Here is a 19,880-nt window from a genome sequence, read left to right as displayed (position 1 = left end):
ACCGCTGCGCCGCGCGATCCTAGGGACCGAAACCGCGCTCTTGAAGGCATTTCGGCGTTGACTGGTTTTCGATCTCGTGGCGCCTGCATTTCGGGCGCCTGCCGGTTTGGCGGGCGTCCGCCCCTCCCCCGCCCGTGAGCGCGCTTGTGAGGGCCCCGCGAGGCATGCTGGGTCGCCCCGACAGTCGGGGGCGGCTGTTCTGAGGACCCATGAAAAAGATCGAAGCCATCATCAAACCGTTCAAGCTCGACGAGGTGAAGGAGGCCCTGCAGGAGCTGGGCGTCCAGGGCATGACGGTGATCGAGGCCAAGGGCTACGGGCGCCAGAAGGGGCAGACCGAGCTCTACCGTGGCGCGGAGTACGTCGTGGACTTCCTGCCCAAGATCAAGATCGAGGTGGTCATCGGCGACGACCAGCTCGGCCGCGTCCTCGAAGCCATCTCCGCCGCCGCCCGCACAGGGCGAATCGGCGACGGCAAGATCTTCGTGTCTGAAATCCTCGACGTCATGCGCATCCGGACGGGAGAAACCGGAGCCGACGCCGTCTAATCCACCCTCATTCGAGATTGCTTCAAGGGGAATATCCACATGGCTGTGACCGCCAAAGACATCCTGGCCCAGATCAAGGAGAAGGACGTCAAATACGTCGACGTGCGCTTCACCGACATCCGCGGAAAGATGCAGCACGTGACCTTCGACATCGACCTGGTCGATGACGACTTCCTGACAGACGGCACCATGTTCGACGGCTCGTCGATCGCCGGCTGGAAGGCCATCAACGAGAGCGACATGAAGCTGCGTCCCGACCTGGACTCGGCGATCATCGACCCGTTCTACCAGCAGACCACCATGGCCATCTTCTGCGACGTGGTGAACCCCGACACCGGCACCCCCTATGAGCGCGACCCGCGCTCCATCGCCAAGGCGGCGCTGAACTTCGTCAAGGCCTCGGGCATCGGCGACACCGTCTTCTTCGGCCCGGAAGCCGAGTTCTTCATCTTCGACGACGTGCGCTGGTCGGTTCAGCCGAACAACACCGGCTACTCCTACGATTCCGTCGAGCTGCCGATCAACACGTCCAAGGAGTACGAAGAGGGCAACATGGGCCACCGCCCGGGCCCCAAGGGCGGCTACTTCCCGGTCAATCCGGTCGACAGCGCCCAGGACCTGCGCGGCGAGATGCTGGCCGTCATGGGCGAGCTCGGCATGAAGCCGGAAAAGCACCACCACGAGGTGGCGCCCGCCCAGCACGAGCTCGGCCTGAAGTTCGACACCATGGTCGTCATGGCCGACCGGCTGCAGCTCTATAAGTACGTCATCCAGAACGTCGCCCACGCCTACGGGAAGACCGCGACCTTCATGGCCAAGCCGATGTTCGCCGACAACGGCTCGGGCATGCACGTGCACCAGTCGATCTGGGGCGGCGGCAAGCCGCTGTTCGCCGGCGACAAGTACGCAGGCCTCAGCCAGATGTGCCTCTGGTACATCGGCGGGATCATCAAGCACGCCAAGGCGATCAACGCCTTCTCGAACTCGACCACCAATTCCTACAAGCGCCTGGTGCCCGGCTACGAAGCCCCGGTGAAGCTGGCCTACTCGGCCCGCAACCGCTCGGCCTCGATCCGCATCCCGCACACCGACAGCCCCAAGGGCAAGCGCCTGGAAGCCCGCTTCCCGGACCCGATGGGCAACCCGTACCTGACCTTCACGGCGCTGCTGATGGCCGGCCTCGACGGCATCATCAACCAGATCGATCCGGGCGGCCCGGCCGACAAGAACCTCTACGACCTGCCGCCCCGCGAGCAGAAGAAGATCCCCGAGGTCTGCGGTTCGCTGAAGGAAGCGCTGGAAAACCTCGACAAGGACCGCGCCTTCCTGAAGGCCGGCGGCGTCATGACCGACGACTTCATCGACAGCTACATCGAGCTGAAGATGGAAGAAGTGATGCGCCTGGCGCTGCACCCGCACCCGGTCGAGTTCGACATGTACTTCAAATGCTGACGGTCCTCCCCGAAAGCTGAACTAAGGCCGCGGGGCGACCCGCGGCCTTTTTTTCAGCCCTTCGGCGCCTTGCACTTGCCCTTCGCCAGGACGCTGATTCCGGCCACATAGGCGCAGGAGGCGTTGCTGTAGGTCTTGCCGTCGCACCCGCAGACCGGGGCATACACCTGCGTGCAGAGTGTCGGCTTCTTGGTGCAGACCCCCTTGGCGTCCTTGGTCCTGCAGGCCCCCGGCTTCATCTTGCAGAAATCGCCCTGGTTACATTGCAGCCCGGCGATGGTGCCGCAGGTTTTTCCCGTGGGAACCCCGGCGCCAGACGCGGCCTCTGCCGTCATCCCGGCGCCCGCCACGCCCATGGCCGCGACGAAAGCGATAAGTCCCAATGGTCTCAGCATGTCTCCACCCCTTGCGTGATCGTAAGGGTTGTGCTTGTAGCGCCAACAACTCCTGCTGAATAGCGACGTTCGCCGACCTCAGCTCTTTTGGCGCTCTTGCCCGGGCGCGGCGCCGCACTGACGCAGCGGCCTCTCTGGCGGTTGAGCTTTGCGCCAAACAGGCCCTACAACGGAACTTCCTTTCCCGTCATGAGGTCGTCACCGTTGAAGCCAGCCCTGTTCGCCTGCGCCGCCGTCCTCGGGCTCGCCGCAACCTCCGCCCTCGCCCAGAGCCCGGCGCCGCAGCCCTACCCGATGCCGCCGAAGACCGAGGCGCCGCAGGACACCCCCTATCCAGGCCTGCTCAGGGTGCAGGTCGACGCCACCGACCTCGACCACCACATCTTCCGCGTCCATGAGACCATCCCGGTCGCCAAGGCCGGGCCGATGACCCTGCTCTATCCGCAGTGGTTGCCCGGCAACCACGGCCCCAGCGGCCCGATGAAGAACATCGGCGGCATCGTCTTCCGCGCGGGCGGCCAGGCGGTCCCCTGGGTGCGCGACCCCGTCGACGTCTTCGCCTTCCACATCGACGTACCCGCCGGCGCGACCAGCATCGACGTCGACTTCGACTTCCTCTCCGCCGTCACCGGCGACGAAGGCCGCATCGTCATGACGCCGGAGATGCTGAGCCTGCAGTGGATCAACCTGGCCATGTACCCGGCCGGCCACTTCGCCCGCCGCATCCAGATCGAGCCCAGCGTCCGCTTCCCCGACGGCTGGACGCCGTTCTCGGCCCTGGAAACCAGCGGTAAGGAGGGCGGGGTCGTCCACTACAAGGCCGTCGACTTCGACACCCTGGCGGATTCCCCGATGATCGCCGGCCGCTATGCGCGCCGCATCGACCTGGACCCCGGCGCCGCCGTGCCCGTGAACCTCGACGTCATCGCCGACCGGCCCGAACTGCTGGAGGCGACGCCCGACCAGATCGAGAAGCACCGGACGCTCGTGCAGCAGGCCTACAAGCTCTACGGCTCACACCACTACAACCACTACGACTTCCTGTTCTCGATTTCCGACCGGATGGGCGGCAGCGGCCTGGAGCACCACCGCTCCAGCGAGGACGGCACCATTCCCGACTACTTCACCGCCTGGGCCAAGAACCCGGCGTCGCGCGACCTGCTGCCGCACGAGTACACCCACTCCTGGAACGGCAAGTTCCGGCGCCCCGCGGACCTCTGGACCCCCAACCTCAACGTGCCGATGCGCGACAGCCTGCTGTGGGTCTACGAGGGCCAGACGCAGTACTGGGGCTTCGTGCTCTCCGGCCGCTCGGGCCTCCTGAGCAAGCAGGAGGCGCTGGACGCGCTCGCCGCCACCGCCGCCACCTACGCCAACCGCGTCGGGCGCGAATGGCGCTCGGTGGAGGACACCACCAACGACCCGATCATCGCCTCGCGCCGGCCGCAGCCCTGGCTCTCCTTCCAGCGCAGCGAGGACTACTATTCGGAGGGCCAGCTCGTCTGGCTCGACGCCGACACCCTGATCCGCGAGAAGTCCGGGGGCAAAAAATCCCTCGACGACTTCGCCAAGGCCTTCTTCGGGGTCGAGGACGGCAACTGGTCGGAGGTCACCTACACCTTCGACGAGGTGGTCGCCGCGCTCAACAAGGTCGAGCCCTACGACTGGGCGAAGTTCCTCAACGACCGGATCAACACCGTCGCGCCGAAGCCGCCGCTCGACGGCCTGGCCCGCGGCGGCTGGAAGCTGGTCTACACCGAGGCGCCCACCGACTACTTCAAGTCGACCGAGGCGCGCCGGCATTCCACGGACCTGACCTATTCCCTCGGCCTGGTGCTCGGCAAGGACGCCGACATCACCCAGGTCCAGTGGGATGGCCCGGCCTTCAAGGCGGGCCTGACCATCGGCGGCAAGCTCCTGGCGGTGAACGGCATCGCCTATGACGCCGACCGGCTGAAGGAGGCGATCACCGAGGGCAAGAAGGGCGGCGGCCCCTTGAGCCTGCTGGTCAAGAACGGCGACCATTACAAGACCGTCGAGGTCGACTACCACGGCGGCCTGCGCTACCCGCGCCTGGAGCGGATCGAGGGAACCCCGGACCTGCTCTCGGCGATCTACGCGCCGAAGAAGTAGGCGGTCGGGGCCGGGTTCAGGACTTGGCCGGCGGCCCGGCGGCCTCCGGCGCAAGGCCCAGTCGCTGGTACTCCGCGGCGAGCCCCGGCCCGATGGCGAGGGCGGCGGCCAGGTCGGCGTCGCCCTCGGCCTTCTGGCCCTTCTTCAGCTCCGCCAGCCCGCGGCCATAGAGCGCCTGGGCCGCGCGCGGCTGGGACTTGATGGCGGCCGTGTACTGGACGATCGCCTCGTCGAGGCGGCCCAGCCGGAGGAGCACTAGGCCGCGGTAGGTCATCACCTCCGAGGTGCGGTCGCGGCGCAGCGCCGCGTCGCAGTCGGCCAGGGCCATTTCGAGCTCCTTGCCCCAGGCGGCTCGGGAATAGCAGCGGGCGCTGAGCGCGCGCGGCAGGTCCTCATCCTTCGGGTGCGCGGCGATCCAGGTGTCGAGCTGGCGGATCGCGCTCTCGTATTGGCCGGCGCGCGCATAGGCCACGCCCGCCGTCGCCACCAGGCTGGAGTCGGCCGGCGCCAGCTTGAACGCCGCCTCGAAGTCCGACTTGGCGCGCGCGAGGTCGCGGCTCGCCAGATAGAGCTCGCCCCGGCGCATCAGCGCCTCCGGATCGTCCGGCTGCCGCTTCAAGGCCTCGTCCAGGTCGGCCATCGCCAGCACCGGTTGCCGCGCCGCCAGGCGAGCCATGGCGCGGGCGCGGTAGTGCCGCCCGTTGTCCGGCTCGAGCTCGATGGCGCGGGTGTCGTCGGCGATGGCGGCCTGGAACTCGCGCCGCGCCGCCTCGGCCGAAGCGCGCCGCGCGAACTCCGCCGCCGTCTTGGGCTGCTCGCCGGGGATGGCAGGCGCCGGCGCCGTGGCGGTGGCCACCGCGCCCGGTGTCACACCGGAGGCGGGTGGGGGCGCGGGCGTCGACCCGCCTTGCGCCAAGCGCTGCGCCGCCTGGTCGAGCCGGAACACCGGGCCGCCGTTGTAGGTGAAATAGACCTTTTTCTGGCTGTTGGAGATCAGGATCCGGTGCGACAGGAAGAAGTCGGCGCCGAGCAGCATGTCGCTGTCCGGCAGCTCGATGTCGGAAATCCGCAGGCGGGTGTTCTTGATCTCCTCGTCGCCGATCGCGAAGCTGGCGAAGGGCGCCAGGAAGCTTTCCAGGCCCTTGCCGTAGATGCCGTAGGTGATCCCGCCGCTGACCACGCCTTCGGAGCCGATCTGGATGCCGGCGCGCGCGGCCGCGTTGCGGCTCATGACCGACAGCGACGAGCCGGAATCGAAGGTCACGCGGATCGTGTGGCCGTCCACCTTCGCGGACGTGACGACCTTCAGCAGGATCCTCGTCGGGTCGATGATCGACACCCGCGACACCGCCAGGCCCTTGGACCAATAGGCCAGATTGGCGTCGTAGCCGCAGCCGGTGGCCTTGAAATAGCGGATGGCCCCGTTGGCGAGGTCGTATTCCACGTCGAACGGGCCCATCAGGTTCTCGCCGATGTTGCCGACGATGCCGTCGCCGCCGATCCGGCCGAGAACCACGAACTGGGTGTTGCGGAAGCCCACGCCGGCAAAGGTGAAGTTGTCGGCCGCCACGGCCTGGATGTCGCGCTTCTGGCCGCCCACGCCCTGGACGGTCATGCCGAACGGCGCGACGCTGCGCTTCATGCCGTACCTGGCGGAGGTGTCCGGCGTGACCCCGCTGAAGAAGGCGCCCGTGTCGACCAGGAACTTGGCGTCCTGACCGTTGATCTGCGCGATCATGGTGGGCCGCAGCCCCTCCATGGTCACCGGAATCTCGGCGAACTTTTCGAACTTGCACTCCGCCTGCGCGGCGGGCGCCGCAGCCACGAGGGCGGCGGCCGCGGCGAGCGCCAGGGCCCGGGTCCTTGCCTTCATATCGACTGCTCCCCCAAAAGGGTCGACCGACCCCGTACATGCGACGCCCGTGGGGCGCTTCGCCGTCTACCCGCCCAGTCTTTCGTCCATCCAGGCGCCGGCGGTCCTGATCGCCCGCCGCGCGGCGCCGAGCTGGCCGCCAAAGGCGTGCCAGACGTGGATCATTTCCGGCCAGACCTCCAGGCGCACCTCGACGCGGGCATGCCCGGCGCGCTCGGCCAGCAGCAGGCTGTCGCCCAGCAGGGTCTCCTCCGAGCCCACCTGGATCAGCATCGGCGCGACGCCGGAAAAATCGCCGAACACCGGCGAGGCCAGGGGGTTTTTCGCATCCGCGCTCCCCAGGTACTCGGCCGCGGCCTCTTCCAGCCGCTCGCGGGTGAGCATCGGATCGTCGGCCGCCTTGGTCTCGTAGGTGGCGTGGGCCTGGGTCAGGTCGGCCCAGGGACTGATCGCGAACAGGCCCGCCGGCTGCGGCAGGCCCTCGTCCTTCAGCTTCAGCGCCAGGGCCAGCGCCAGGCCGCCGCCCGCGGAGTCGCCGGCGACGATCATCCGCTCCGGCCAGACCCCCTCGGCCAGCAGCGCGCGGTAGGCGTCGACCGCATCGTCCACCGCCGCCGGGAACGGGTGTTCCGGCGCCAAGCGGTAGTCCAGCGACACCACGGCCGAACGGGCCGCCTCCGCCAGCCGCGCGACCATCGGCCGGTGGCTGCGCGGGCTGCCGCCCGTATAGCCGCCGCCGTGCAGGTAAAGGATGCGGCGGCCTTCGACCGCGTTGATGGGGACCACCCGCTCGGCCTTGACCCCGCCGATCGCCGCCGGCTCGTGCAGGCAGCCGGGCGGCAGGGAGCCCATCTCCCCGAAGGCGTCCATCGCCGCGCGGCGCTCGGCGCGGGTCGGCAGCGGCTCGCCCGGCGCCGGCTGGCGCGAGGCCAGCAGCGCCCGCACGCCGGCGATTTCCGGGTCCTTCCAGCTCGACATCCGCTCCACCCTTTTTCCTTGGCCTTTTCTTTGGATAGGAGACCGGCGATCTGCGGCTGTCGAGAGGGTTTGCGAGTACGCCGCATTGCCTTCGTGAGCGGCGCGATTCATATCGGGCGGAGCTTTGGAATCGTCCCACCCTCCCCGCACATGTCCCCGCCCGCAAAGTCTTCCGCTCAGCCCCAGGCGTCGCTGTTCGACGACGCGCTGAATCCCGCGCCGGCCTCGCCGCTGGCCGAGAGCCATGAGCCGCGCCCGGCGCCCGCCGCGCCAACGGCAACGGGGGGCTATTCGGCCAAGGACATCGAGGTGCTCGAGGGCCTTGAGCCGGTGCGCAAGCGGCCGGGCATGTACATCGGCGGCACCGACGAGCGGGCCCTGCACCACCTGTTCGCCGAGGTGCTGGACAACGCCATGGACGAGGCCGTGGCCGGCCACGCCAAGGTCATTTCCGTCCGCCTCGACGCCGACGGCCAGCTCACCGTCACCGACGACGGCCGCGGCATCCCCGTCGACCCGCACCCCAAGCATCCCGGCAAGTCGGCGCTGGAGGTCATCATGACCGTCCTGCACTCCGGCGGGAAATTCTCCGGCAAGGCCTACGAGACCTCCGGCGGCCTGCACGGCGTGGGCGTCAGCGTCGTCAACGCCCTTTCGGAGCGGGTCGAGGTCACCGCCTGGAAGGACGGCTTCGAGTGGCGCCAGGCCTTCACCCGCGGCAAGCCGCTGGGGTCCATCGAGAAGCTGGGCCCCACCCGCAAGCATGGCACGGCCATCGCGTTCACCCCCGATCCGGTGATCTTCGGCGAGGGCGTGGCGTTCAAGCCGGCGCGGCTCTACCGCATGGCCCGGTCCAAGGCCTACCTGTTCGGCGGGGTCGAGATCCGTTGGTCCTGCGACCCCAGCCGCATCCACGACCAGACCCCGGCGGAGGCGACCTTCCGCTTCCCCAACGGCCTGGCCGATTTTCTGGCCGAGCGGATCAAGGACATCGAGACGGTCACGCCCGAGCCCTTCGCCGGCCGCTATGAGCGCCCGGGCGAGGCCGGCAAGGTGGAGTGGGCCATCGCCTGGACGCCGGCCGGTTTCGGCGAGGCCGACGGCTTCCTGCAGTCCTACTGCAACACCGTGCCGACGCCCGAGGGCGGCACGCACGAGGCGGGCCTGCGCGCGGCCCTGACCCGCGGCCTGAAGGCCTATGCGGAGCTTACCGGCGAGAAGCGCGGGACGATCCTCACCGCCGATGACGTCATCGCCCAGGCGGGCGCTCTGGTCAGCGTCTTCATCCGCGACCCGGAGTTCCAGGGCCAGACCAAGGAGCGCCTGTCCTCCGCCGAGGCCCAGCGCCTGGTGGAGACCGCGCTTCGCGACCCCTTCGACCACTGGCTGACCGCCCAGCCGAAGGTGGCCTCGGCCCTGCTCGAGTTCGTCATCGAGCGCGCGGAAGAGCGGCTGAAGCGCCGCAAGGACAAGGAGGTGGCCCGCGCCAGCGCCACCCGCAAGCTGCGCCTGCCCGGCAAGCTCGCCGACTGCTCCAACTCGGGGACCGACGACAGCGAGATCTTCCTGGTCGAAGGCGATAGCGCCGGCGGCTCGGCGAAACAGGCGCGCGACCGCAAGACCCAGGCGATCCTGCCCCTGCGCGGCAAGATCCTGAACGTGGCGTCGGCCACCCTCGACAAGCTCGGCCAAAACAAGGAGTTGAGCGATCTTCTTCTGGCCTTGGGCGTCCAGGGCGGATCGAAGTTCAAGGAAGAGGACCTGCGCTACGAGCGCGTGGTGATCATGACCGACGCCGACGTCGACGGCGCCCACATCGCGAGCCTCCTGATCACCTTCTTCTATCGGACCATGCCGCAGATGATCCGGTCGGGCCGGCTCTACCTGGCCCTGCCGCCGCTCTATCGCCTGAGCCACGGGACCAAGATCGTCTACGCCCGCGACGACGCCCACCGCGACGAGCTGCTGGCCGGTGAGTTCAAGGGCAAGAAGCCGGAGATCAGCCGCTTCAAGGGCCTGGGCGAGATGATGCCCGCGCAGTTGAAGGAGACCACCATGGATCCTTCCAGGCGCACGCTCGCTCGCGTCACCCTGCCCCGCGCCGAGGAGCTGGTGGAGGAGCTGGTGGAGAACCTCATGGGCCGCAAGCCCGAGAGCCGGTTCCGCTTCATCCAGGAAAACGCCGAGTTCGCGACGGCCGACCTCGACGTCTAACGGGCTGGCCCCGGCCTTGACCACGTAACTTTTTTGGACCACAAATGCGGTCGAGAAAAGTTACGTGAGGAAACAATGGCCGCGCTGATCCATTCTGACCCCCGCGTCTGCGACCGTCGCTTGCGCCAATATTTCAACTCCACGCGCGAGCAGTGGATCGAGATCGTTAAGTCGGCCGTCGCCGCCCGGGCCGGCTGCACCGAAAATGATGCGAGGTCGGCACCCGGCTATTTGGCTTGGAACGCTGGCACTGTGCGGGCTCGTCAAATCTTCAGGCGCGAGGGCTGGGAAAAGGGCGACCACAACGGCATCGAGACGATTTGGAATAGCGACCTGAAGAAGATGGTCGCTGTGATGAACACCGACGCGGGTACCTGCGACACGACCCGCACGCCCCGCAACCGGACGCTGAAAGGATCTGCCTCCGAGCAGATCGCTGACTTCAACAGCCAAGGCCTTCTCTTCAAGCGCGAGGAAATGGGACCCTTGGATGAAGCGCCCTATTCCCTTTGGTACCTTTGCATCCACGACGATGGCGGCAAGGTTCGGGCCGAATTATCGATGCCGATCGAATATCAAGGCGGCTACGTCACGAAATTCAGCGAGCGGATTTTCATCCTTCGTGACGGCGAGTGGGAAAAGATCATTCTTGAAACGGACGTTGACGCGGATCACCAAGATTTCGAGATCAATGTCCGCCGCAAATAGCCCGTGTTCACGCCGTCTCGACTCACCCTTGCGAGGGAGCGCCGTCAGTTCACCAAGAAGGCGCTCGCTGAAGCCGTTGGGCTGAGCGCCCATACCGTCCTCAGGTACGAGAGCGGCGAAATCGAACCTACAAGCGACGCGGTAGAGCGGTTGGCCGCCACCCTTGAGTTTCCGCGCCAATTCTTCTTCGAACCCGATATCGATCAGCTTCCCGAGGGCGCAGCCAGTTTTCGCAGCATGAGCGCTATCTCGGCGAAGGAGCGCGACGCCGCGCTGGCGGCGGGCACTCTCGCCTACATGTTGTCGGATTGGGTCGATGCCCGTTTTGACCTTCCGAAGGCGGACTTGATCGACCTTGATGGCGATACCCCCGAGGTCGCAGCGCGATCGCTTCGCGAGAAGTGGGGCCTCGGCGAGAAGCCTGTAAGGAATATGATTCAACTACTTGAATCTAAAGGAATACGCATCTTCTCGATGGCGGAAAATACGATGACCGTTGATGCATTTTCTGCGTGGCGAAGCGAACGGGCGTATGTATTTCTGAATACGATGAAATCTGCCGAGCGAAGCCGGTTCGACGCAGCTCATGAACTCGGGCATCTGGTCTTGCACAAGCACGGCGGTCCAAAAGGTCGCGACGCCGAGGATGAAGCAGACCGATTTGCCGCATCATTCCTCATGCCCGCGGCGGATGTTGAGGCCACCCTCCCCAGAGTTCATGGATTAAACCAGATAATTGAAGGTAAGAAGCGGTGGGGCGTTTCAGTGATGGCACTGATCGTCAGACTTCATCGCGTGGGTGCTATTTCGGATTGGCAGTATAGGACGTTCTCAATTCAGGCGACCGAGCGTGGATATCGGAAACAAGAGCCGTTCGGTATGCAGCGTGAATTCTCAGTTGTTTGGCAGAAAGTTCTTACGGCGCTGTGGAGCGAACGAACCACCAAGGACGAGGTGGCGCGCGAGCTGCACATTCCCACGGCGGAGCTAGAGAACCTACTGTTCGGACTGGCGGCGGCTCGAGGGGATCAACTCGAAATGTCCATCAAGCCGCCATTGAGACTCGTCTCCGATTAGGCCGGCGCCTTGCCCCGCGTGAAATCCGCCCGCAATCTCCCGGGCAAAGATTTCAAAGAAAAGCATTTCGGGGGAACGACCATGAGAGCGCCCATCTGGCTGGCGGCGTTAGCCGCCTTGGCCCTGCCTATGGCCGCGCACGCGCAGGACGCCGGCGAGGGTGTCTTCAACAGCCGCTGCAAGGCCTGCCACGAGCCCAACATCGACCGTGCGCCCAGCAAGGCGGCCCTGGCGACCTACCCGGTCGCGACCATCGTCGACGCGCTGACCAACGGCGTCATGAAGCCCATGGCCGCCGGCCTCTCCGACGCCGACAAGCAGGCGGTGGCCGCCTACCTCACCGCCGCGCGGCCCGCCCAGACGGCCGCCGCCGCGCCCGCCGGCCGCGCACCGCCGGCTCCGGTGGGCGTCGACGTGAAGTGCGCGGCCAACCCGCCGATCAGCGCCACCGTCGGCGACTGGACCAGCGTCGGCTTCGATCCCACCTCGCACCGCTACCAGCCGAAGCCCGGCCTCACCGCCGCCGACGTCCCGAAACTGAAGGTGAAGTGGTCGTTCGCCATGAGCGGCGGCTCCATGCCCACCGTCATCGGCGACTGGCTGTTCATCACCAACCGCTCGGGCAAGTTCTATGCCCTGGACGCCGCCACCGGCTGCGTGCGTTGGGTGGTCGAGGGCGCGGTCTCGCGCACCACGCCGATGATCGTGAAGTCCGAGGTCTCGCCCAGCGGCTGGCTGACGGTGATCGGGGAGCGCAACCGCACCGCACGCGCCTTCGACGCGGCGACCGGCAAGGAACTCTGGCGCTCGCCCCAGCTCGACGCCAATCCGGTGGCGGGCATCACCGGCACACCGGTCATCTTTGGCGACCAGGTCTTCGTGCCGACCACCTCCGGCGAGGAAGGCGCGGCGCGCCAGGCCTCCTACGCCTGCTGCAGCTTCCGCGGCTCCCTGGCCGCCCTGGACCTCAGGACCGGCGCGATCCGGTGGCAGACCTCGGTGATCCCCGAGCCGCTGCGCCAAACCCACAAGAACTCCGCCGGGACCATGATGCAGGGCCCGGCCGGCGGGGCGATCTGGTCGGCCCCCAGCGTCGACGCCAAGCGGGGCCTCGTCTATGTGGCCACCGGCGACAGCTACACCGACGTCGACACCAAGGGCGCGGACGCGATCTTCGCCATCGACGTCAGGACCGGGAAGGTCCGCTGGTCCAACCAGGTGACCGAGGCGGACAACTTCATCGTCGGCTGCAACCAGGCGAACAAGCCCGCCAATTGCCCGAGCCCCGACGGCCCGGACTTCGACTTCGGCGCCTCGCCGGTCCTGTTCCACCTTTCCTCCGGCAAGGACATCCTGCTCTCCGGCCAGAAGTCCGGCGTGGCCTTCGGCATGGACCCCGACACCGGCAAGACCCTGTGGAGCCGCCGCGTGGGCTCCGGCTCGTCCCTGGGCGGCATCGAGTGGGGCATGGCGGCGGACGCCAAGCGCCTCTACGTGGCCAACGCCGACACCGTGAACCTGCTGGACGAGGCGCTGCGCAAGGTGGGCCGCGAGGCGGTGGCCGGCGGCCTGCCGCCTGCCAAGCCCGGGCTCTCGGCCCTCGATCCGGCCACCGGCCAGGTGCTGTGGAGCGTGCCGGCCCCGGTGGCGCCCTGCCACTACGCCGGCGACCGCTCCCGCGACCGGGGCGGCGGCGGCTGCATGCGGGCCCAATCCCAGGCCCCCTCGGCCATGCCGGGCGTGGTGTTCTCCGGGACCATGGACGGCTGGTTCCGCGCCTATGACGCGGCCACCGGCAAGGTGGTGTGGGCCGACAGCACTACCGAGCGCACCTATGACACCGTCAACCAGGTGAAGGGCCAGCCCGGCGGCAGCCTGGACGGCCTCGGCGCGGCCATCGCCGGCGGACGGGTCTATGTGATGAGCGGCTTCAACGGCGCGGCCAACACCGGCGGCAACGGAACCAACGTGCTGCTGGCCTACTCGGTCGACGGCAAGTAGCGGCGCCGGCCCGCGAAGCCGGCGCCAATTCCTACTAAAAGTTTAGTTGACGATCCCGCCCGGCCGGGGCGATGACTCCGAAAGTCTTAGGAGTCCCGGCCATGACTGCCTCGCCCCGCGCCCGATCGACCGGCGTGCTGACGCCCCTGGAGCTGCAGATCATGCAGGTCCTGTGGGACGCCGGCCCCTGCACGGTCGCGGCCGTGCAGGAGAAGCTGGGCTCGGACCTGGCCTACACCACCGTCCAGACCATGCTGAACGTGCTGCTGCGCAAGAAGAAGGTGCGCCGCGCCGCCGTGGGCCGCGCCTTCGCCTACCAGGCCGCCGTCAGCCGCGAGCGCGCGGTGGGCACGGCGCTGAAGGACCTGGTCTCGCGCATGTTCGGCGGCTCCGGCGAGGCCCTGCTGATGGCCCTGATCGACGCCGAACAGATCACCCCGGAAGAGATCGCGCGGGCCTCGAAACTCGTGGGCCGGGACGACAAGGCGGAGGACGAGTGATGCAAGACCTGCTCGCAGCCTATCTGCTGAACGCCGCCTGGCAGATCCCCCTGGCCGCGGCCGGCGCGCCGCTGGTCTGCCGCTTCGCCGGCCTGACGCCACGGGCCCGCAACCGGGTCTGGCTGGCCTTCCTGCTGGCCGCCGCCCTCCTGCCCGCCCTTTCCTTCAAGGCCCCGGTCGCCCGGCCGGCCGCGGCTCAGGCGATGGCCGCCGCCGCCGATCTCGCCCCGATCGAGGCCGCCCGATCGCCCAGCCTGCTCTCCGAGGAATGGCAGGCCCTGCGGGAGATGGCCGGCAGCCTGGCGGCCCACGCCGCGCCGGTGCTGATGGGCCTCTTCGCCCTGGCCGCCCTGGTGGTCGCCGCCCGCCTGATCGCCGCAAGCTTCGCCGCGCGCCGGCTGCTGCGTCGCTCGCGCCCGGCCACCTTGGCCGGCGAGGTGACAGCGGCCCTGGAAGCCTTCGCCGCGTCGCACGGCCGGTCGGCTCCGCCGATCCGATGCTCCCGCGACGTCCGCACCCCCGCCGTGGTCGGCGCCTTCCGGCCAGTCATCCTGATCCCCGAACGCCTGGCGGTGGGCCGAGAGGACCTGCGCGCCGCCCTGCTGCATGAGGCCGCCCACGTGGTGCGCCACGACTACGCGATCAACCTGGCCTGCGAGGTCCTGACCCTGCCGGTGAGCTGGCACCCGGCGCTGATCGCCCTGAAGCGCGGCGTCCGGCGCAGCCGCGAACTGGCCTGCGACGCCATGGCCGCCGCGGCCATGGCCTCCGACCAGGCCTACGCCAAATGCCTGCTCTCCCTCGCCCGCGCCCTCGGCGCCAACCCGCCCGCCCGTGACGCCGCCCTGCTGGTCGGCCTCTTCGGCCGCACCGACCTGGAAGACCGCGTCATGCACCTGATGAACCCCTCGCCCGCCGCGCGCGGCCCGCTCCACGCCATCCGCCTGTGCGGCGCGGGCGCCCTGGGCGCGGGCCTCCTGGCCACGGCCCTGGCCCTGCATGTGTCGCCGGCCAGCGCCCAGCAGCCGGTGGTCAGCCGCACCGCCTTGGCCGCCTCCGCCGCCGCGGCCCCTGTGGTCGCCATCGAAGCTGAACCTGCGGAGGCGGCCGCGCCGGCCGCGCCCGCGGCTCCGGCGCAGCCCGCTAAGCCTGCGCCAAACCACCACCGCTCGGTGATCATCTCGCACCGCGGCGTGATCCTCAACGACGACGATGGCGGCCACGAGCACCGCTGGACCTCCGCGGACGGCCACGAGATCACCATCTTCACCAGGACCGACAAGGACCTGACCCCGGAGCAGAAGGCCCGCCTGGAAGCCTCCGTCGCCCAGGCCGAGAAGGAAGGCGAAGCGGCCCGCGCCCTGGTCGAGAGCCCGGAGTTCAAGGCCAAGATCGCCAAGGCGAAGGAAGCCGGAGAGGCCGCCCGCAAGTACACGGAATCCGCCGAGTTCAAGGCGCAGATCGCCGCCGCACACGCGGCCGGCGACGCGGCGCGGGCGGCCGGCGAGGCCGCGCGCAAGATGACCGAAAGCCCCGAATTCAGGGCTCAGATCGCGCAGGCCCGGCTGTCCGGCGAGATGGCGCGCAAGATGACGGAGTCCCCGGCGTTCAAGGCCCGCATCGACGCCACGCGCCAGGCCGGCGAGGCCGCTCGCCAGATGACCCAATCGCCGGAATTCAAGGCCAGCATCGCCCGGGCCCGAGCCGCCGCCGAGCATCTGCGCAACGAGGTCGACCAGCTCGACGCCACCGACGAGCCCCCGTCCCGCGCGATCCCCTGACCTCCCAGGGCGTCGGGCCGCCGCCGGTCTGGCGCTCGAACTCCGGCCCAGGTCGGTCGCCGATCTTACCCCGAATTCATTGGCTCGGACGGCCCCCGGCCGCTATGATACATGCGTATTCTTGGGCAAGGTGCGCACGGATTTTCGGGAAGGTCGAAGCGATGCCGGCGGTCAGGATTTCCGGGGCTGAGAGCCAGATCATGGAGGCGCTGTGGCGCGTCGGGCCGCTGACCCCGGACGGCGTCGTGGCCGAAGTGGGCGAGGCGAACGGCTGGGCGCCCGGCACGGTGAAGACCCTGATCACCCGCCTCCTTCGCAAGAAGGCGATCGAGGGACGGCGCGAGGACGCGGGCTACGTCTACCGTCCGCTGCTCAGCCGCGAGGCCTATGTGCAGGCGGAAAGCCAGGGCCTCGTCGACCGGCTGTTCGGCGGCGAGGTCGCGCCCCTGGTCGCCCACTTCGCAGAGCATCGCGCCCTGACGCCGAAGGACATCCAGCATCTGAAGTCGCTCATCGCGAAGCTCGAAGACGATGAGTGAGGCCCTGCTCGCCCTGTTGCGGATCAACCTCGCCCTCGCCGGCGCGGTCGCGTTCGTCCTGCTGCTTCGCCGCCCGGCCCGGCGGCTGTTCGGGCCGCGCGTCGCCTATGGCCTGTGGGCGCTGGTCCCGGCGGCGGCGGCGGCCATGCTGCCGCCGCCCCGCGTCGTGACCCTTGTCGAGCCCGCCCTGCCCACCGCCGCCCGCGCCGCCGTCCCAGCGAGCCACGCGGCGTTCCTGACGCCCGGCCTGGCGCCGGCTCTCGACGCCCCGACGATGCTGGCCGGGCTCTGGATCGCAGGCGCGCTCGCCGCCATGGGTTGGCTGACCTGGCGGCAGGTCCAGTTCGCCCGCGCCGTGCGGGCCGGCCGCGCCGGGCCCGCCGTGGTCGGCGTGCTTCGCCCGCGCATCGTCACGCCGCGCGACTTCGCCCTCCGCTACACCCCGCGCGAGCAGCAGGTCGTCCTGGCCCATGAGCGGGCCCACATCACCCGCCGCGACCCGGCCATCAACGCCGCGGTGGCCCTGGCGCGCTGCGCCAACTGGTTCAATCCGCTGGTCTATCTGCTGGCCCACTATCTGCGGATCGACCAGGAGCTGGCCTGCGACGCCCAGGTGGTGGCCGCCCACCCGACGGCGCGGCGCTCCTACGCCGAGGCCATGCTGAAGACCCAGCTCGCCGCCCGGCCGCTGCCGCTGGGCTGCTACTGGCCGGCGCCGTCCGCCCACCCGCTCGCCGAGCGGATCGGCCTGCTCACCCGCGCCGCGCCGGGTCGGCGGGCCCGAGCGGCCGGGGCGGTCGTCGTGAGCCTCCTGGTCCTGGGCGCCGGCTGGATGGCCTGGACCGCGCGGCCCGCGCAGGTCGTGCTGGTTCTCGCCGCGAGAGCGCCCCTCGCGGGCCCAGCGACGCCTCCGACGACGCCGTCCTCGCCCAAGATGCGCGCGACGCCGGCCGCACCCTCGGCCGCCCCGACGCCGCGCCTGACGGACGCCGCCTGGGCGAGCCTTGTCGACCGCAGCCTGATTGAGCCGGTCTCCACCCCGCCGGAGCCGGACCCGCAGCCGATCGCGGCCCCGCCGGCCCCCGCCGAGCCCCCTGAAGGCTGCCCGGACGACCGCCCGGCGCGCGCCTCGGACACCCGCCTTCTGCCGCCCGGCTTCTTCGGCCCCTCGGCCAAGATCCACGCCGTCGCCAACTGGTCCTCGGTCGAGCCGGGCTCCGCCGTCCGCGTCGTGGCCCAGATGAGCGATCCGGAGGGCAACCGCCTGACCACCGACCTCACCGCCTTCGGCTCGCAGTCCTGGTACCGGCTGGGCTGCATCCGCACCCAGGCCAGCCGCTACAAACTGTTCACCAGCGTGACCCAGCACGGCGAGCGCCTCACCGTCACCGCCGGCCTCGACCGCAGCTTCCACCCCATGGTCTCCGGCAGCGTCGAGCTCGCCTCCGGCGAGACAGGGACCATCACCTTGCCCAACGGCCTGAAGGTGACGGTGACGCCGTTCCTGCGCCCGGAAACGCCGCAGGAGAGCGCCGAGGGCCGCCGCGCCTTCATCAACGTCCTGCGCATCCCCAGCGACGCCTGACACCGGCGCGCGCCCTGCGGCGACGCCGCGAAAGGCGCAATCCGGCGTTCGGCGGACCCGCAAGGCGCTCTGCGCGTTGACTTGACGGTCGCGCCCCGTATGTTCCGGCCCGTGCGACGATCTCCGTTCGCGCCGCCGCGGCGCGCCCGCCCACCCGTGGGCGGCCTCTCCGCACAAAATCGTACCGAATGACCGAATTTTCCGAACTTGGACTCTCGCCCGCCACGCTGCGGGCCGTCGCCGACACCGGCTACACCACCGCGACCCCCATCCAGGCCGAGGCCATCCCCTACGCCCTGCATGGGCGCGACGTGCTGGGCATCGCCCAGACCGGCACGGGCAAGACCGCCGCCTTCACCCTGCCGATGATCGACCGCCTGGCCGCCGGCCGCGCCCGCGCGCGCATGCCCCGCGCCCTGGTGATCGAGCCCACGCGGGAGCTGGCCGACCAGGTCGCCGCCTCCTTCGAGCGCTACGCCAAGGGCCAGAAGCTCTCCTGGGCGCTGCTGATCGGCGGCGTCTCCTTCTCCGACCAGGAGCTGAAGCTCGACCGCGGCGTCGACGTGCTGATCGCCACGCCCGGCCGATTGCTCGACCACTTCGAGCGCGGCAAGCTGCTGATGACCGGCGTGCAGATGCTGGTGGTCGACGAAGCCGACCGCATGCTCGACATGGGCTTCATCCCCGACCTCGAGCGGATCTTCAAGCTGACGCCGGTCAAGAAGCAGACCCTGTTCTTCTCGGCGACCATGCCGCCGGAGATCACCCGGCTCACCAAGCAGTTCCTTAACGACCCGATCCGCATCGAGGCCTCGCGCCCGGCGACCACGGCGGAGACCATCACCCAGTACCTGGTCCGCATCCCGACCACCGACCAGAAGGCCAAGCGCACGGCGCTTCGCATGCTGATCGACCGCGACGACGTGAAGAACGGCATCGTCTTCTGCAACCGCAAGTCGGAAGTCGATATCGTCGCCAAGTCCTTGAAGACGCACGGCCTGGACGCCGCACCCATCCACGGCGACCTGGACCAGCAGACGCGCATGCGCACGCTGGAGAGCTTCCGCAACGGCTCGCTGAAGCTGCTGGTGGCCTCCGACGTCGCCGCCCGCGGCCTCGACATCCCCGACGTCAGCCACGTCTTCAACTTCGACGTGCCGCACCACGCCGACGACTACGTCCATCGCATCGGCCGCACCGGCCGCGCCGGCAAGCTCGGCCAGACGTTCATGATCGTCACCCCCGCCGACAGCCGCAACCTCGACAAGGTGCTGAAGCTGATCGGCAAGGTGCCGGAAGAGATCAAGCTCGACGCCGACTGGGCCAACATCAAGGACGAGCCGCGCAACGCCCGCAGCGGCGGCCGTGGCGGCGGGGGCCGCGCGGCCCCGTCCAGCCGCGACCGTGACCGCGACCGGCGGCCTCGCCCGGTGCCGGCGCACGGCGAGGTGGCGTCCATGACGCCCTTCGATCCGGCGACCGCGCCTGCGCCCTCGCCCGACGCCGCCCCGCGCGCCGAGCGCCCCGCGCGCCGCGAGCGCAGCGGCCGGAACCGGCGCGGCGAGCCCCGCCCGGACGCCGCGCCCGAGGCCGTCGCGGCCGACGTCGCGCCCGCGCCGCCCCGCGAGCCGCCGCCGCTCCGCCGCGAGCCCGACCGACCACGGGAGCGGCCGGAACGCAGCCGCGCCGCGTCCGAGCGCCAGCCGGACCGCCAGCCGGACCGCTCGCGCGGCGATCGCGGCCGCCGGGACCGCGACGAGGGCGACGACGGCGTGGTGGGCTTCGGCCGTGACGTGCCGGCCTTCCTCTCACGACCGCCCCCGCCGCGGTCCGACGACTAGACCTGCGCCCGGCCACAATGGAGCCGCGACAATCACGCCCTTAACGCCTGGAAACCGAGCGCCTTAACGCTTGGTTGGGTGTTCCGGTCATAGGGTTTGGCCTGACTACAGGCGGTTTGCATAAGGCGACCGGCCTCTCGGGAAGACCTGAACATGTCGGTGGACGTCCAGACCGCGCTCCGCAGCCCCAAGTCCTATGACCTCGCCCGGATGGCGCTTGAGGTCATGGAGGCCCACCAGGTCTGGCCGACAGTC

General features: G+C 69.3%; 15 protein-coding genes. 12 read left to right on the top strand and 3 right to left on the bottom strand.

Translation table 11 applies throughout. From position 1 onward, the window contains the following. Positions 1–209: 209 nt before the first annotated feature. Together VNW53_RS10975 and glnA are read left to right on the top strand one after the other, a co-directional pair. Positions 210–548 (top strand): P-II family nitrogen regulator, encoded by a 339-nt coding sequence (locus VNW53_RS10975; protein ID WP_325555680.1) that lies wholly within the window; start codon positions 210–212, stop codon positions 546–548. A 39-nt stretch (positions 549–587) separates the two neighbouring features. Next, complete coding sequence (gene glnA, locus VNW53_RS10970; RefSeq protein WP_325555679.1) at positions 588–2,000, top strand: type I glutamate--ammonia ligase; 1,413 nt, start codon at positions 588–590, stop codon at positions 1,998–2,000. Between the two features lie 53 nt (positions 2,001–2,053). Here the strand turns inward: glnA and VNW53_RS10965 are convergent, their stop codons facing one another. Then, complete coding sequence (locus VNW53_RS10965; protein ID WP_325555678.1) at positions 2,054–2,395, bottom strand: Kazal-type serine protease inhibitor family protein; 342 nt, start codon at positions 2,393–2,395, stop codon at positions 2,054–2,056. Between the two features lie 189 nt (positions 2,396–2,584). On the opposite strand from VNW53_RS10965, the gene VNW53_RS10960 reads away from it, so the two are divergent. Beyond that, positions 2,585–4,528, top strand: coding sequence for a peptidase M61 (locus tag VNW53_RS10960; protein WP_325555677.1), 1,944 nt, complete (start codon positions 2,585–2,587; stop codon positions 4,526–4,528). 16 nt (positions 4,529–4,544) lie between these two features. Here VNW53_RS10960 and VNW53_RS10955 read toward each other — a convergent pair whose 3' ends face one another. Together VNW53_RS10955 and VNW53_RS10950 are read right to left on the bottom strand one after the other, a co-directional pair. After that, positions 4,545–6,401 (bottom strand): aspartyl protease family protein, encoded by a 1,857-nt coding sequence (locus tag VNW53_RS10955; RefSeq protein WP_325555676.1) that lies wholly within the window; start codon positions 6,399–6,401, stop codon positions 4,545–4,547. Positions 6,402–6,467: 66 nt separating this feature from the next. Beyond that, positions 6,468–7,379 carry an alpha/beta hydrolase gene (locus VNW53_RS10950; protein ID WP_325555675.1) on the bottom strand — a complete coding sequence of 304 codons (912 nt, stop codon included), beginning with the start codon at positions 7,377–7,379 and terminating at the stop codon, positions 6,468–6,470. 150 nt (positions 7,380–7,529) lie between these two features. Between VNW53_RS10950 and parE the strand changes: the two genes are divergently transcribed. The 9 genes from parE (at position 7,530) to VNW53_RS10905 (ending at position 19,625) form a co-directional block, all read left to right on the top strand. After that, the gene (parE, locus tag VNW53_RS10945) at positions 7,530–9,593 is read left to right on the top strand and encodes a DNA topoisomerase IV subunit B (protein ID WP_325555674.1); all 2,064 of its coding nucleotides are present in this window, start codon (positions 7,530–7,532) and stop codon (positions 9,591–9,593) included. Positions 9,594–9,668: 75 nt separating this feature from the next. Next, on the top strand, positions 9,669–10,301 hold the full coding sequence (locus VNW53_RS10940) for a hypothetical protein (protein WP_325555673.1): 633 nt from the start codon (positions 9,669–9,671) through the stop codon (positions 10,299–10,301). 3 nt (positions 10,302–10,304) lie between these two features. Continuing rightward, positions 10,305–11,378 carry an XRE family transcriptional regulator gene (locus tag VNW53_RS10935; RefSeq protein WP_325555672.1) on the top strand — a complete coding sequence of 358 codons (1,074 nt, stop codon included), beginning with the start codon at positions 10,305–10,307 and terminating at the stop codon, positions 11,376–11,378. An 81-nt stretch (positions 11,379–11,459) separates the two neighbouring features. Further along, positions 11,460–13,379 carry a PQQ-binding-like beta-propeller repeat protein gene (locus VNW53_RS10930; protein ID WP_325555671.1) on the top strand — a complete coding sequence of 640 codons (1,920 nt, stop codon included), beginning with the start codon at positions 11,460–11,462 and terminating at the stop codon, positions 13,377–13,379. 101 nt (positions 13,380–13,480) lie between these two features. Beyond that, positions 13,481–13,879 (top strand): BlaI/MecI/CopY family transcriptional regulator, encoded by a 399-nt coding sequence (locus VNW53_RS10925; RefSeq protein WP_325555670.1) that lies wholly within the window; start codon positions 13,481–13,483, stop codon positions 13,877–13,879. Further along, entirely contained in the window at positions 13,879–15,660 is a 1,782-nt protein-coding gene (locus VNW53_RS10920; protein WP_325555669.1) for a M56 family metallopeptidase, read from the top strand. The genes VNW53_RS10925 and VNW53_RS10920 overlap by 1 nt, the downstream gene beginning before the upstream one ends. 161 nt (positions 15,661–15,821) lie before the next feature. Next, positions 15,822–16,199, top strand: a complete 378-nt coding sequence (locus VNW53_RS10915; RefSeq protein WP_325555668.1) for a BlaI/MecI/CopY family transcriptional regulator — start codon at positions 15,822–15,824, stop codon at positions 16,197–16,199. Continuing rightward, positions 16,192–17,784, top strand: a complete 1,593-nt coding sequence (locus tag VNW53_RS10910) for a M56 family metallopeptidase (protein ID WP_325555667.1) — start codon at positions 16,192–16,194, stop codon at positions 17,782–17,784. Before VNW53_RS10915 ends, VNW53_RS10910 begins: the two co-directional genes overlap by 8 nt. Positions 17,785–17,972: 188 nt before the next feature. After that, positions 17,973–19,625 (top strand): DEAD/DEAH box helicase, encoded by a 1,653-nt coding sequence (locus tag VNW53_RS10905; protein ID WP_325555666.1) that lies wholly within the window; start codon positions 17,973–17,975, stop codon positions 19,623–19,625. Positions 19,626–19,880: the final 255 nt, after the last annotated feature.

Origin of the sequence: Phenylobacterium sp., from assembly GCF_035569475.1 — a bacterium.
In the GTDB taxonomy this organism is placed as follows: Bacteria; Pseudomonadota; Alphaproteobacteria; order Caulobacterales; family Caulobacteraceae; genus Phenylobacterium.
Note: the sequence above shows the minus strand (reverse complement) of the source record. Positions and strands in the feature narration are given on the sequence as shown.

Coding starts and splice junctions, on each gene's coding strand:
- VNW53_RS10975 (WP_325555680.1), top strand. CDS start 210: ATGAAAAAGATCGAAGCCATCATCAAACCGTTCAAGCTCGACGAGGTG.
- glnA (WP_325555679.1), top strand. CDS start 588: ATGGCTGTGACCGCCAAAGACATCCTGGCCCAGATCAAGGAGAAGGAC.
- VNW53_RS10965 (WP_325555678.1), bottom strand. CDS start 2,395: ATGCTGAGACCATTGGGACTTATCGCTTTCGTCGCGGCCATGGGCGTG.
- VNW53_RS10960 (WP_325555677.1), top strand. CDS start 2,585: ATGAGGTCGTCACCGTTGAAGCCAGCCCTGTTCGCCTGCGCCGCCGTC.
- VNW53_RS10955 (WP_325555676.1), bottom strand. CDS start 6,401: ATGAAGGCAAGGACCCGGGCCCTGGCGCTCGCCGCGGCCGCCGCCCTC.
- VNW53_RS10950 (WP_325555675.1), bottom strand. CDS start 7,379: ATGTCGAGCTGGAAGGACCCGGAAATCGCCGGCGTGCGGGCGCTGCTG.
- parE (WP_325555674.1), top strand. CDS start 7,530: ATGTCCCCGCCCGCAAAGTCTTCCGCTCAGCCCCAGGCGTCGCTGTTC.
- VNW53_RS10940 (WP_325555673.1), top strand. CDS start 9,669: ATGGCCGCGCTGATCCATTCTGACCCCCGCGTCTGCGACCGTCGCTTG.
- VNW53_RS10930 (WP_325555671.1), top strand. CDS start 11,460: ATGAGAGCGCCCATCTGGCTGGCGGCGTTAGCCGCCTTGGCCCTGCCT.
- VNW53_RS10925 (WP_325555670.1), top strand. CDS start 13,481: ATGACTGCCTCGCCCCGCGCCCGATCGACCGGCGTGCTGACGCCCCTG.
- VNW53_RS10920 (WP_325555669.1), top strand. CDS start 13,879: ATGCAAGACCTGCTCGCAGCCTATCTGCTGAACGCCGCCTGGCAGATC.
- VNW53_RS10915 (WP_325555668.1), top strand. CDS start 15,822: ATGCCGGCGGTCAGGATTTCCGGGGCTGAGAGCCAGATCATGGAGGCG.
- VNW53_RS10910 (WP_325555667.1), top strand. CDS start 16,192: ATGAGTGAGGCCCTGCTCGCCCTGTTGCGGATCAACCTCGCCCTCGCC.
- VNW53_RS10905 (WP_325555666.1), top strand. CDS start 17,973: ATGACCGAATTTTCCGAACTTGGACTCTCGCCCGCCACGCTGCGGGCC.